Origin of the sequence: Bartonella sp. TT110JLCBS, assembly GCF_042193405.1 — a bacterium.
Classification (GTDB): Bacteria; Pseudomonadota; Alphaproteobacteria; order Rhizobiales; family Rhizobiaceae; genus Bartonella.
This window is the reverse complement of the sequence record NZ_JBHILT010000024.1, coordinates 1-14874: the sequence shown is the minus strand read 5'-3', so window position 1 is coordinate 14874 and position 14874 is coordinate 1. Positions and strand designations below refer to the sequence as shown.

Here is a 14874-nt window from a genome sequence, read left to right as displayed (position 1 = left end):
AACGCTTGTTATGGCTATCAAACGTATCAAACAAATCAAAACGCTCGGTAGCTTTAACAATCCAATCAAAAGCAAATTCATATTAAGTGAATATCTTATAACAAAACGGTTTTTTACATTTACGAGCATTGGTTTTTAAAAGCAGATTTTTATAAGAAAAATAAACAAACGCTTTTATAAAATGTAAGGTTTTCAAGATTTTGCTCTGCTGTGAAAGCTAAATCTTAATTTTCTCATAAATGAAACGTTTTTAAGAGCAAATGATAACTAAGTTATAACTGTTATAAAAAAAGTTTTAACGTTTCTTATAAAGATCTCATTTTATGTTTCAAACGTTTAAACGTGCATTTAAAGAGGTTCTCATAAGCGTATTTGTACTTTTCATTAAAACCTAATTTCTTTAAATATTAGCCGGTCCATTTTTGGAGGCATTATCTTAGAATAGAGCATTCTTTAAACATTACAGCTTTTGACTCAAAATTAAGTAAAAACCGATACCTTATGATGTTACAACGATTTTAAATTTTACTTGCTTATCTTGTCTAAATAGCTGCCCCAAATTTGGGGTGACTAAATTCACTCAGCCCATATTTGGGCTCTGTGCTTTAAATGTAACTTTTAAACGTTTTTTTGATAGCTTGCTTTTATTCATTAAAAAGGCTTTTGATTTCATAAGATATAACTTTTTGAATTTCATATCTGTTGTGATGATAGGATCTGTATAATGCCTGCCTATCGTTTTCTAAATTTTTAGAAAGCGTTTTAAATATGATTTTGTCTTTAAATCTTTTTATGCAATTTTATAAATTAAACTTATAAGCTTATAATAGTTTCGCTAAAAATTTAGCGAAATTAAAGAAGTCTATATTACTAACTTCAATGCGATTTTTAAGTGATAAAAACGTATCATAAAATTTATAAACTGTTATGAATGATAACAGCTTTTCATTTCATTTGAATACACACATGCGTTATAATCTTTACATCATGATTTGCTTTTTATGCTCTATTCATACATGGCAATCTTATATCAAAAATGGTCAAATGAATCATGCATAAAAGAATGGATTCTTAAGTGGATTCATATAAAATAATTGCAAACAACATATTGACTTTATTGCGTTTTTTGATATGATATCTTTTAAAGCCTCTAAACGCAAACCTTCCCATTGTTTGATAAGCTCTAATCCTTCTTTCGATATCTTTCTCATCTAACGCTCCATAAAAAAAGCCCCACAAAAGTGAGGCGGCATAAAAATGTTTTCTTATGATCTCTATTGGCTATGCTCTTTGATCTGCTGCTCGACTTCTTCAACACGAAAGCCAAGTTGAAAGAGCGGCGCATATTCGCTTTCCTGTAATTCATACTGACAACACGTTTCTACAAAATCACCATTTGAATCAAATGGCATGCTTGTTGTTAGACAAACCTTATGCGTGTCATCTTCAATCCCCTCTTCTCCCTCTCCAAGCTCTTTAACAAAAACCCAATAAAAACGTGTTGCTAAAAGATTCCCTAGCCTCCTTACGGTTTCAGCCTTATCAAAGGAATGATCTGCATAACTACGATTGGTCGTAATCGGAACACCATATGCCGACTTTGCATTTATACCTGCCCCTGATTGAAGATAAATATCAACTCAAACATGATGCTACGGATTGTAAACCATCCCTTCTGGACTACTACGCGGTCGGTGATTGAGACACCAAACAGAATTGGGCAAGATATCCCCCGCTTGATAACCCGATAAGAGATGGCCTTCAATCTCACCAACATCCGCACAAAGCGTATGAAATCCGCCAATCTTTTCAGAATTATCCTCTGTATAGCCATTAGGAGCTGTCGGATTTTGCGAAATTTCAAAGGATATCTCATTCGTCTGATCTTTTAGAGTGATATATATATAATAATCCTTTCCTGCTTCAAGATCTTCGTCAAAAGTCATCCTTCCACGCCTTGGAATGCGGTAAAAGATGGACCTATCCCCATTCTCACCACCACGATAAAAGCGAAAACACGCCCCTTCATTGATCACAAGACCTTTTCTATTGTGTGAATCCGCTTCCAAAATTCTGTCAGGTTGATTAAAACGCACATTCTCTAAAAAATTAGAGGAAAGAGAACCTACCTTATTTTGAAGTTCAGAAAGACTGTCACTGTTCTTCTGTGCCTTCTCTTGAATTTCTGTCAATGCACTCTTCGCTTCTTCCGCTAACACTTTTGCCTCAGAGGCGGCTGTATTCGCAGAATTTGTCGTTGCTGTCACCGTGTCTAATGAACTCTTGACCTCTCCAAGCCCTTGCTTCGTCGTATCAGCCTCTTCTTTTGCTTGCTCCGCAACATTCAGCGCTTCTTCCGCTGTTGTCTTCGCAGTCTCAGCTACTTCCTTGGCTTCTACAACCAAAGGTTCTACCTTACTGCCTTAGCCTGTGCTGCTTCACAAATGATCAGATCAAATTCTGGTAAACGGTATTTCTTTTGCGCATTTTCAATCACTTGGATTGATTGGTAAGGAGCAAACACCTCAGTCATTGCATTTGCTAAGACTTTATTTTTTTTCAAAGCTTTTAAGCATCAGTTGGTAGCTGATAGAGCCAAGATCTGAGACATCGAGTTCGACAACAGCATCTTTGTTTTACGACGCTTGCCAACTTATGTATCAGAACACACCGCAAAGAAACGCAATGACACTTCTGTATAGAGTGTCCATTCTCTTATCGTTTGTGACATCAAAGCCAGAGAAGGCACGAAAAACAAAACACGCTTGCCAGTTCCGGCTATTTGTTCTGCTATCTTAAAGCTGGTAAAAATCTTCCCCACTCCACATACCACAATAAGTTTGCCGCGATCTGCTTCTTTTAAACCCTCACAGACTTTCTCATACTTTTGGATTTGTTAAAAAGTTATCCCTAATTGGTGCTCTAATTGCTTTTGCAACATTCCCAGCATTGTTTTTTGAAAGCGAATTTATTGCCTATAGAAATGTCGTTAAAATGTAGCTTTTTGGTTTTCACTTTTAAGCTTCCCCCGCGGAGTACGGTGCGAGCACCCTCGCATTAATATTCCGAAAGTCTGAAAGTACTTAGTTTGAATCCGCTTTTTTGCTTTTAGTGCTCATCGCACCTAGACATAGAAAAAAATTCCATAATTCCGAGACACCAACAGAGTAGGCTCATTTTTATGATCAAACTTTAGGGCTTTCAGACCCTACTGATCGCTGCATAGACGACCAAAACTACCCCTTAAATAATAAAGTAATTTCAGGAAACTGGCAATTAAAATTAAAGTAATCTCAAAGACTATAAGATTGGATACTCTTCAAAAGAGAGCCAATGCGAAGAACTGTCATCATGGTTAGTCATCACCCCACACAATGCTTCTTTTTCAGAAACCGCACAACGAGATATAAGAAAAAATGTTGTTTGCAAAGTTCTCTCTTGCCTATACAAAGAGAAAATGAAAAATTTGGAGGGCGCCCTATGATAAATGACATTTACTGTGTTGGACGCAATTATATTGAACATATTCATGAACTAGGCAATGTTGTTGAAGATGAACCTGTTATCTTTAGCAAGCCAAAAAGTTCACTCGTTTTAGGCAATGAAATTTATCTCCCTGATTTTTCAAAAGAAATACATTTTGAAACTGAAATTGTGCTCAAAATCTCAAAGGACGCTTTCATGATCATGGAGGAAGAAGCAGAAGAATGCTATGATGCCGTAGCAATAGGTCTTGATCTCACCGCGCGGGATTTGCAAACAAAACTGAAAGAAAAAAAGCTTCCTTGGCTTTTATCGAAAGGATTTAAAGGCGCTGCATACGTCTCTGACTTCATAAACAAGGAAAAAATAAACACACCAATCACCTTTGCAATGAAGTTGAATGGCGAAACAAGGCAAGTTGGCAATACGAAAAATATGATCTTTAGCTTTGAGAAGATAATCTCATTTTTAAGTCACTACATTCAGCTAAGACGTGGTGATCTCATATACACAGGCACTCCACAGGGTGTCGGAAAACTTTCTCAGTTTGACAGAATAGAATTGTATCTCGAAAATCAATTAATTTCAGAGCTAAAAGTAAAATGAATCATCAAATACTGACCTTTTTCATTGTTTCATTTTTTTTAGTCATCTCACTGGGACCGAATATGGCCCCCCTTATCATAGATAATGCAACGCGACTTGAAAAAAAAACGCATTTACGAATGTTTTAGGATTGTATACCGCAACATATGTGCATGGGACATTTTCCATATTGGGTGTATCAACGCTCATTCTCAATAACAAAACGCTGTTTTTTTAGTAAAACTCATGGGAAGCTGCTATTTATTATATATAGGCTTTAAATCGATTAAATCTGGAATACACAGCTTAAATTTAAAAGAAAGAAGTTCAACGAATGAAAAGCATGCTACGAGTGAAACAAAGCTTTTAACCAGCTATATGGACGTTTTTTTGACACAAATACTAAACCCCAAAGTATCTATATTTTACATAGCAGCTTTTCCAAAATTCTTAGCTTCTGGAGGTAGCATTAAAAAAGGTTTTGAACTTGTCACAATACATTCTTTCAACATCTTTGCATGGTTTACTTTAATGACCATTTTTATATCATTTGCCAGTACCACCTTAAAAAAGCAGCGGGTAAAAGGCTCTATTAACATTGCGACAGGAACAGTTTTATCTCTGTTTTCTTTTTTCATTTTCTTTGGATAGTTTTATCTTTTGATAACAAATTCTAAAGTTAATAGAGCAATCTTTTCCTGATTCTGTCTATTGCTATTAATATTCCAATCTCTAACAGAACTTATAGAACCACCAGTTCTTTCCCATTTTCTCCGAAGAATTGAATTACGCTGCATTTCAGTATTATAGCATAAAGACGTTTTGTATAAAGAATTCGAATTTCTCTCAACATTTTATCAAGTGTTATCAATATCTAAAGGGACATCTTATTCACCACTTTAAAAGAAAGAACTATGGTAGTTCTCTTTTCCTCTGTAAAACAAAAGTAATCCCTTCTCACTTATGATAGCACCATACAAACAAAAAAATGATTTTAAAAATCATTTTAATTTTCCATTAAAAATTATTTCTTAAACTAAGATGAGAACTCTCGAGTGCTATTTGAGCAAAAAGTAAAACTCTCACCATTATGAATAATAATAAATAATGCACTGATTACAAATAATAAGTTTCAAAAAATTATAAAAACTCCTGACAACTTTCTGAAATAATTTTAAAAGCCCCACGTCTTTTAATGAACAATCTATTTGTTATTAATAACAATAAAAAGCTCCCTATTCAAATATCTGTTACGTTATTTAAGAGGACAACATTCTCTTTTTTCAAAAGCATATTCTTTTCTTTATCCACACAAAATCATAAAAAACGTTTTTTTCCTTTACACCTCATTTATATCATGCTTCGATACGAAATAATGCTTTTTTAGTGTAATTTAATCTCAAAATAATTAAAGGGAACCCCCAAAAAATGAGCTACAAACAAAATTTAAAAGATAATTCTCAGAATAAGTTGCAGCGTGGACTACACAACCGACATGTACAACTTATAGCCATTGGTGGTGCTATTGGAACAGGTCTCTTCATGGGGGCAGGAAAAACAATTAGTGTAGCAGGTCCTTCCATCATACTCGTTTATGCTATTATCGGTTTTGCTCTATACTTTGTCATGCGTGCTATGGGAGAATTGTTGCTTTCTAATTCACAATACCGATCCCTTATTGATTTTTCAACCGATATGCTAGGACCGGGAATCGCTTTCTTTGTTGGCTGGAGCTATTGGTTGAGCTGGGTTGTAACTGGAGCTGCTGACATTATTGCCATCATCACTTATATGAACTTTTGGTGGCCAACACTCAATCCATGGTTTACCGTTTTTACCTGCATTAGTGTCTTTTTAATCTTTAACCTCTTTGCCGTGAAACTATTCGGTGAACTTGAATTCTGGTTTGGTCTTATCAAAGTCGTCGCAATTTTAGCATTAATTGTTGTGGGATTTTATATGATCGTTACGGGCTTTACCTCTCCCAATGGTACAGTTGCTTCTCTCAATCACGTATGGAACGATGGCAATATCTTTCCGCGAGGAATGACAGGTTTTTTTGCTGGATTTCAAATTGCCATTTTTTCTTTTGTTGGTATAGAAATTGCTGGAACAACCGCTGCTGAAGTAAAAGAACCTAAAAAAGTTCTCCCCAAAGCAATTAATGCAATACCGGTCCGTATTGTACTCTTTTACATTTTTTCTCTCGCTGTAATTATGTCTGTCACACCTTGGGATCAAATTGTTCCAGATAAAAGCCCCTTTGTCTCGATGTTTTGGCTTGCAGGCATTCCGATAGCTGCTGGCTTGGTGAACTTTGTCGTTATCACCTCAGCTGCCTCTTCAGCAAATAGTGGTATTTTTTCTACCAGCCGTATGATATATGGACTTGCAACACAAAAAGGTGCTCCTCCAATTTTAGGTAAACTTTCCAAATACCATGTTCCAGCCAATGCTTTATTCTTTTCCTGCTTATGTATTTTAATAGGGTATACAATTGCCTCACTCTCTCCAAGCCTCATAAGTGCTTTTACAATTGTGACAAGCATTTCAGCTATTGCATTTTTATTCGTATGGTCTGTAATTTTGATTAGCTATATTGTGTATCGTCGCAATCGCCCTCATCTACACACTGAATCCATTTATAAAATGCCAGGAGGTGTTATCATGTGTGGGATAATTTTAGTTTTCTTTGTTTTCATGCTCTATTTGTTGACATTAGAAGCTGATACTCTACTAGCCTTAAAATATAGTATATTCTGGTTTGTTTTCTTAGGTATAATGTATTTTATGTTTGTAAAGAAAAAAATAACTCAAGGTAACAAATAAAGTCTATACATAAAAACATCTCCAAAAAGGGTAATTTTAGTTACCCTTTTTCTACTTAACCTCCTCCCCAAACATCAAAAAACGACGATTCCTACCGGCACCGGTTTGTAAACAATCCGGCTTATTAAGGGGGAATGCTGCTGATCATTTATATGGTTCACCTACATAAGGCTCTATGGGCTAGCCCTGCCCTGAACACTCACCACCCATTCTAAAAATACTTAATGCATAAAATGTTATATGCTTTATATCACTACTCTACACAACAGTATTTTACTGTATAATAGGATGAGAATAAGCTATTCTGTAAAGAATTCTCTATAAAATTCACTGACATTGTTTACTAATAAAACATGAGATTTATCTAAAACTTTTCCCCCTCCAAAAGTTTATATTCAATTTTTTATCAAAATTAAAAATATAGCTTTAAACAGAATATATCTTAATAGCTATCTGCAATAAAAAAAGATTCTATGAAAATATTTTTCTATTTGTAAATAAATTTTAAAGATAACTATTTAAAGATAAACTTTAAATATATTTTTAATATTTTTAATAAAATTTCAGCTATTTAAAAAATATTTTCTTTATATCAAAAAATTTATATATAATAAATTTATAATTTTATTTATATTTTTCTATAATTAGAAATAATATATTAATAAATAATTTAAAATATAAAGATTTTTATATAATATTTTAGTATATAAAAATATATATTAATATAAATTATTATATATATAATATATAATAATACTATATATTATATATTGTATTATATATTATATATAATTTATGTATAAATCATAAAAAATTAAAAAAATATATTATAATTTGCATTATGTTTTATATATATAAAATAATTACTCCATCATTTAATAATGTTTTTGCTTTATTCACATAAAGTCATAGAAAAAAATTCCTTTACTCCTTAACCATAGCGTGTTCCGATAGAAGGAATTACCTTTTTTAGGGTAATTTTTATTTAAAAATAACTAAGGAGAACTCCCCAAAAATGAACAAACAAAATTTAGAAAAAAAACCTAAGAAGAAATTGCAACGTGGACTACATAACCGACACATACAACTTATAGCCCTTGGTGGAGCGATTGGAACAGGTCTCTTCATGGGATCAGGAAAAACAATCAGTGTAGCAGGACCTTCGATTCTACTCGTTTATGCAATTATTGGTTGTGCTCTATACTTTGTCATGCGTGCTATGGGAGAGTTATTGCTTTCTAATACACAATATCGATCTTTTATTGACTTCTCAACCGATCTTCTAGGACCGTGTGCTGGATTCTTTATCGGCTGGACATATTGGTTGTGTTGGATTGTCACTGGAACTGCTGAAATTATTGCGATTGTCACTTATACACACTTTTGGTGGCCTGAACTCAATCCATGGATTCCTGTTATAATTGGTCTTATGTCCTTTTTAATTCTTAACCTCGTCGCCGTAAAACTATTTGGCGAACTTGAGTTTTGGTTTGGTTTTATAAAAATCGTAGCAATTCTAGTCTTAATTGTTGTAGGATTTTATATGATCTTTACCGGTTTTGTCTCTCCAAACGGTACAGTTGCTTCTCTTAGCCATATATGGAACGGTGGGAATATTTTTCCGCGAGGAATTACAGGCTTTTTTGCTGGATTTCAAATTGTTATTTTTGCTTTTGTTGGCATTGAACTCGCTGGAACAGCTGCTGCTGAAGTAAAAGAGCCTCAAAAAGCTTTACCACAGGCTGTTAATTCAATACCAATCCGCATTGTATTCTTTTATATATTCTCTCTTCTTGTGATTATGTCTGTGACGCCGTGGGATCAAATCAGTCCAGAAAAAAGCCCATTTGTAACAATGTATGCACTTATTGGTATTCCAACTGCTGCAGGTTTGATGAACTTTGTTGTCCTCACAGCTGCCGCATCTTCAGCAAATAGTGGAATTTTTTCTACCAGCCGTATGATATATGGGCTAGCAACACAAAAAGGTGCTCCTAAATTTTTAGGAAAACTTTCTCGTAACCACGTTCCAGCCAACGCATTATTCTTTTCATGTTTATGCATCTTATTTGGTTATGCCGTTGTATCGTTATCTCAAACACTCATAGCTGCTTTTACAATTGTTACGACAATTGCCGCAACTTTGTTTATATTTGTATGGTCTATCATTTTGATCAGCTATATCGTCTATCGCCGCAATCGTCCTCTCCAGCATACTGTCTCTCCTTATAAAATGCCAGGAGGTGTTGTTATGTGTTGGGCGCTTCTTGTTTTCTTTGCATTCATTATCTATTTATTATCATTAGAAGCTGATACTGCCATAGCTTTAAAATACACTCCAGCATGGTTCATATTTTTAGGAATTGTATACTTTCTTTTTGGGAAAAAGAATTATGCAAAAAATTAAAAAATAAAGCTTATGTTTCCAAAAACATATAAAAAAGGGTAACTAAAGTTACCCTTTTTTTGATATTTATCTATAAAATTATAAAAGCTATTGACAAAATATCTCTGTAGAAGCTTCAATTACGCTCTTTATCAACCAAAGCATTCGATTTTATCCAAGGCATCATAGAACGAAGTTTTTTACCCACTTCTTCAATAGGATGATTATCATTTAAACGCCGCATACTTTTAAAATGAGCAGCACCAGCTTTATATTCTTGAATCCAATTCGATGTAAATTTACCCGTTTGAATATCTTTCAATATACGTTTCATTTCTGCTCTAGTTTTATCCGTAATCACACGTGGACCAGACATATATTCACCCCATTCAGCTGTATTAGAAATCGAATAATTCATATTTGCAATGCCCCCTTCATACATGAGATCAACAATCAGTTTCACTTCATGTAAACACTCAAAATAAGCCATTTCTGGTGCATAACCTGCTTCCGTTAGCGTTTCATAACCGGCTCGAATCAATTCAACAAGACCACCACAAAGAACCGCTTGTTCACCAAAAAGATCAGTTTCGCACTCTTCTTTAAATGTTGTTTCAATCACCCCAGCACGTCCACCACCAAGTCCACATGCATAAGATAATGCTACATTATGTGCATGCCCTGAAGCATCTTGCGCCACCGCTATTAAGCAAGGAACACCACACCCCTGTTGGTATTCATGACGAACTGTATGCCCTGGACCTTTAGGAGCAATCATCACAATATCAACGTTTTTTTTAGGTTCAATCAAGCCAAAATGAATGCTCAAACCATGGGCAAAAGCAATTGCTGCCCCATCACGTAAATGGTCATGAATATGCTCTTTATAAATATCAGCTTGCAATTCATCTGGTGTTGCCATCATAATGAGATCTGCCCATTTTGCTGCTTCAGCAACACTCACCACTTCAAAACCATCGGCTGTAGCCTTTTTAACTGTTTCCGACCCTGAACGCAAAGCTATTTGTACATTTTTAACACCGGAATCTTTCAAATTTAAAGCATGGGCACGCCCTTGAGAACCATAACCAACAATGGCTACTTTTTTCCCTTTAATGAGATTAACATCCGCATCACGATCATAATAAACACGCATAAAAACACTTCCTTCTTTCTCTATTTAAACTGGATTTCAGATTACTTATTTATTCAATAAGAAACATTATCTTCAGTGCATCACACACTATAAAGACAAAAAACGCTGCTTATAAGAACAGAGCAATTGAATAAGCTTTTAAAGTTTACATATTGTATAGAAAAAACTGTGGTCCCCAAACATTCCAAAAACATATACGGATCCCCAAATACACTTCAACTGCTTCTCTAAAAGAACGATATATTACATAAAACAAGATTTCTAAAGAAAATATACCTGCTAATACTCTACTCTTCTATTGCGTATATTGCGCAACAAAACATTATATCCTAAAAATTAAAACACAACATACAATTCTTAACATGAACCAAATCAATACGGATAGCAAGAAAAATTACAAAATAACAAGTATTGTTTTAATACAACCTTCAAAAGCATATACAACAAGATCTTTAGAATAATAGAGAGGATGCTTTTACTTTTTACATTCTTTTAATATCCACGCCTCTCACACGAAGAATCCCCCCATACGGCTATTATGTTATCCATTTATGGCGCCTTATAAAAAAATTTTAATATGCTCAAGCCCTTTTCAAGAATTCCCTATAATAGTGTAAGTTTTATTGCACATCACTCTCTTTACTTCATAAAGCTACAAGTCGATATTATCATTCTATTTAACAGCTCCTATTGCATTAAGCTTATTCATAAGGAGATTTTACGTTATACTATTTACAGATAACCCAAAAATGAGCTCAAATATCAAGAAAATTTATGTATTGATCCATTAAAATCCTACGCACTCCTTTATAATGGAAATACTTTCAAAACCCTATTTCTTCTCCATTCAAAGAAATTATAATAAGAAGATTTTAAAACTTCCTCATAATGGATAGTACAAATAAAAACATCGCATACACTCAAAAACAAAAGATAGAAAGCAACCAATAAATAGAGGAACAATAGAATATTTATAATGCACGATAATAGTGCTATTTATCTCAAACATATATTATGTTCTAAGATAAATTGGCAAACCTCTATAAAAATTTCTTTTCCAATTTTTATAGAGAGAAAAAGATTACGATAATAACCGAATAAAACGCTGAACAGTCTCATGTATTCCATACTCTAATGCATCAGCAATGAGCCCATGGCCAATAGAAACTTCATAAAGCCAAGGAATATTTTTGACAAGAGCAGGAAGATTCATAAGTGTCAGATCATGCCCCGCGTTTATACCTAACTGCAATTCTTTTGCTCTTCTTGCTGCTAAAACAAGTTTATTGAGCTCTTGATCTTGTTTTGTTTTATCCTGAAATGCACCACCGTAAGGTCCCGTGTAAAATTCCACACGATCAGCGCCCATTGTTTTAGCAATATCCAGACCATCGACAGTAGGATTAGCAAAAAGGGATACACGAATCTTTCTGTTTTTTAAATTCTGAATAATAGGTGCTAAAAATTCTGCATCATGAGCAAAATTCCAACCATGATCAGACGTTGACTGATCTGGATCATCAGGAACAAGGGTAATCTGATCCGCATAGTTTTTAGCGATATCCAAAAATTGATCACTGGGATAACCTTCAATATTAAACTCAGCAGTAGGAAAAGTGTTCTTTATTAAACAGTATATATCTGGCAAATCCGCAAAACGAATATGCCTTTCATCAGGGCGTGGATGAACCGTCAAACCTGCTGCTCCAGCAGCAAGCGCTATATGCCCAATATTCGTTATACTTGGCCACGGAAGATTACGTCGATTACGCAAAACAGCAACAGCATTAAGATTAACCGAAAGTTTTACCGCCATACCCATTTCCATTTTTTATAGTGTGTAACAAGATAGAAAAAAGGCATTTTCCATCTGAAACTTAGATGATATACACATTTTTTTCTATCGAACAATCGTTAAACGCTCTGCTGCGCGGGTAATTCCCGTATAAAGCCAGCGCGCATACATATCACGAAATGCAAAACTTTCATCAAACAAAACGACATTATTCCATTGCGAACCTTGCGCCTTATGAACCGTCAATGCATACCCATAATCAAAATCATCATATCGCTTTTTTAATTGCCATGAAATTTCTTGATCAGGGTTTTCAAACGCTGCTTTTAAAAGTTTAATCTTTGCTACCCCACGCTCACTTTCTTCTGGTTTCACAAGAAGATTAATACTTGGTTTAACGGTCTCCTTCTGTGAAGTCATCACCTTCCATAAAGAGCCATTCAACAAACCTTTAATAGGATCATTTCGCAAACACACCAGTTTATCTCCCGCTTGCGGATAATCTGCTGTAAATCCCTTTAACACACGCAAACGCTGATTATAAAGGTGGCGTGTACGATTAATCCCTACCAAGACCTGATCAGCATCCAAAACCAATTGTTGATTGACCTCTTTACGTGTCACAACGCGCGCTTCTCCATAGTCACCATAAGCAATATCGCGTCCTTCACGTACATCCATAGCAAGACGTATAATCGGATTATCGCGCGCTTGCCGATGAATTTCTGAAAGAAGAAAATCTGGTTCCCCATTAGAAAAAAAGCCCCCACCTGATATAGGAGGCAATTGACCTGGATCACCAAGAACAAGAATTGGCGTTCGAAAACTCATTAAATCACGGGCCAATTGTTCATCAACCATTGAGCACTCATCAACAATAATGAGTTTAGCTTGTGTAGCAGCACTTCTTCGATTTAACGTAAATGTTGGAGCAATAGACTTTTTTCCTGTTATTTCATCGGAAACTTCCTCTTCTCCACGTGGACAATAAATTAACGAATGAATAGTACAAGCATTGCTTGCACCTTTAGAACGCAAAACCTGCGCCGCCTTCCCTGTAAAAGCAGCAAATTGAACAGAACCATCAACTGTCTCTGCAAAATAGCGCGCAAGCGTCGTCTTACCCGTCCCCGCATAGCCAAAAAGGCGAAAAAGAGGAGAACGCCCTTCCCTCAACCACGCGGCAACAGCCTTCAATGCATTATCCTGTTCCCGTGAAAACTGCATAGCTTACCAACATAAGATTTGCATAAAAAAAGCAGTATTTTGAAAAAAACCGACTATCAAGAAAAACTTTTTTATTAAGAATTGCTGACACACGCCCATCTAACAACTTTCGTAGCACAATTATCAATTATTTACCCATTGTTTTTCCAAGATATTGTAACAATCTAAATTTTATCTATACATCGATCTTCTGGGTAACACCTTATACTTATCAAATAAAATATCATTTTTTACAACAGTAACACCAACAATGGAATATGCATATCTTAAATTTAAAATAACACCTATATACGCTTTTTCTAACCAAAATTTAGAATGAGAAAAAGAGTATTGCAATTGCAAAAACCGCGCTAGAAAAAATGTCCTTAACAGGATAAGAATAATGTCATTTTATGAATACTATTCTACACAATCAATCAGCTTTCTTGCTCATAAAAATTAAAGTACATCCACTATTACGAAATAATCATTAAATATATCAAAAACCTTTTGGTAAAAATAGAAATAGCTCTCAACAAAACGACTTAATCCTACAATGATACACCTATAAGGTTCTTATTTCCCTCTTATCATGATTTTAATAAATTTACTCTTCATGCTACAAATATGTTATATCTCAACGAATAAAGAGAGACATCACGCTTATATGCAGCACGCTTTATCTCGCACAAATATGGAGCTTTTTCTGTTTCGACAATAAAATCTGGTTCGTAAGTATGGCCTTTTTAGTAGTCTATTATAAGAAAACTGGAACATGGTTTCAGTCCAGCGTAACACTTCAGGTTCATCCTCTAAAATATGAGAAAAGCACAATTCTCCATCGACTGAGTCAAACTTTTTCTTTTTATCACAATGTTTTAAAGTTTATAAAAACTAATTAATTAATGCTATTCTTATTGCTAGAAATAACAAGACCTCTTTTTATCTATATAGATAATTGATTTTATATATCTTTTTAAAAGTACGGGATACGTAAATAAAAGTTAGGGAATAGGATTTTTAACATTTCTCTATAAAGCACGCTTCGCACAATGTTTCTAATGTTTCTTTGAAGTCTGCTAACGCTTCTTGATGTAAGCCATCTAAAAGTCTCATAAACGCAACAACAGTTTCACGTTGCAACGGAGTAGAAGGCTTTATGATGATGCTTTTTCGACAAGAATAGGCTTCTTTTTTTAAGAGTAAAGCCTTCTCTTTATCTAAACCATAAAGCTCTATGATCTTTTCCTCCAGTCCTACAGGAACAGATTTTTTGCCAATTTCTACAGCAGATAAAAATGATACAGATATGTCTAATTTCTTAGCCATATCTAAAAGGCGTTCTGAATGATCAACCCGAAGTTTCCGTAAAATTTTACCAAAAGATGTAACCATATAAAAAGTCCTATTAGAGAAGAAATATTTTCTTCTGAT

At 34.5% G+C, this 14874-nt stretch carries 10 protein-coding genes and 2 pseudogenes; 4 read left to right on the top strand and 8 right to left on the bottom strand.

The window, feature by feature from the left end; all coding sequences use genetic code 11:
• Nucleotides 1–1130 precede the first annotated feature (1130 nt).
• From ACFILW_RS08205 to ACFILW_RS08190, 4 genes and pseudogenes are all read right to left on the bottom strand, one after another.
• A pseudogene (locus ACFILW_RS08205) lies at nt 1131–1211 on the bottom strand (lysozyme); the annotation flags it as partial.
• A gap of 63 nt (nt 1212–1274) precedes the next feature.
• Nucleotides 1275–1580, bottom strand: a complete 306-nt coding sequence (locus ACFILW_RS08200) for a hypothetical protein (protein WP_375685512.1) — start codon at nt 1578–1580, stop codon at nt 1275–1277.
• A gap of 72 nt (nt 1581–1652) precedes the next feature.
• Entirely contained in the window at nt 1653–2405 is a 753-nt protein-coding gene (locus tag ACFILW_RS08195; RefSeq protein WP_375685511.1) for a hypothetical protein, read from the bottom strand.
• 26 nt (nt 2406–2431) lie between these two features.
• A pseudogene (locus ACFILW_RS08190) lies at nt 2432–2893 on the bottom strand (DEAD/DEAH box helicase family protein); the annotation flags it as partial.
• Between the two features lie 587 nt (nt 2894–3480).
• On the opposite strand from ACFILW_RS08190, the gene ACFILW_RS08185 reads away from it, so the two are divergent.
• The 4 genes from ACFILW_RS08185 (at nt 3481) to ACFILW_RS08170 (ending at nt 9304) form a co-directional block, all read left to right on the top strand.
• Entirely contained in the window at nt 3481–4089 is a 609-nt protein-coding gene (locus ACFILW_RS08185) for a fumarylacetoacetate hydrolase family protein (protein WP_375685510.1), read from the top strand.
• A gap of 225 nt (nt 4090–4314) precedes the next feature.
• Nucleotides 4315–4719, top strand: coding sequence for a LysE family translocator (locus ACFILW_RS08180; protein WP_375685509.1), 405 nt, complete (start codon nt 4315–4317; stop codon nt 4717–4719).
• Nucleotides 4720–5496: 777 nt separating this feature from the next.
• On the top strand, nt 5497–6897 hold the full coding sequence (locus ACFILW_RS08175; protein ID WP_375623310.1) for an amino acid permease: 1401 nt from the start codon (nt 5497–5499) through the stop codon (nt 6895–6897).
• A gap of 1015 nt (nt 6898–7912) precedes the next feature.
• Entirely contained in the window at nt 7913–9304 is a 1392-nt protein-coding gene (locus ACFILW_RS08170) for an amino acid permease (RefSeq protein WP_375623312.1), read from the top strand.
• Nucleotides 9305–9419: 115 nt separating this feature from the next.
• Here ACFILW_RS08170 and ilvC read toward each other — a convergent pair whose 3' ends face one another.
• The 4 genes from ilvC to ACFILW_RS08150 all read right to left on the bottom strand — a co-directional run bounded on the left by ilvC (nt 9420) and on the right by ACFILW_RS08150 (nt 14835).
• Complete coding sequence (gene ilvC / locus ACFILW_RS08165) at nt 9420–10439, bottom strand: ketol-acid reductoisomerase (protein WP_375685508.1); 1020 nt, start codon at nt 10437–10439, stop codon at nt 9420–9422.
• A 1081-nt stretch (nt 10440–11520) separates the two neighbouring features.
• A complete protein-coding gene (locus tag ACFILW_RS08160; protein ID WP_375623316.1) occupies nt 11521–12255 on the bottom strand; it encodes a pyridoxine 5'-phosphate synthase in 735 nt (244 codons plus the stop codon).
• A gap of 84 nt (nt 12256–12339) precedes the next feature.
• Complete coding sequence (locus tag ACFILW_RS08155; protein ID WP_375623318.1) at nt 12340–13461, bottom strand: ATP-dependent RecD-like DNA helicase; 1122 nt, start codon at nt 13459–13461, stop codon at nt 12340–12342.
• A gap of 999 nt (nt 13462–14460) precedes the next feature.
• Nucleotides 14461–14835, bottom strand: coding sequence for a helix-turn-helix domain-containing protein (locus tag ACFILW_RS08150; RefSeq protein WP_375646881.1), 375 nt, complete (start codon nt 14833–14835; stop codon nt 14461–14463).
• Between the last annotated feature and the right edge of the window lie 39 nt (nt 14836–14874).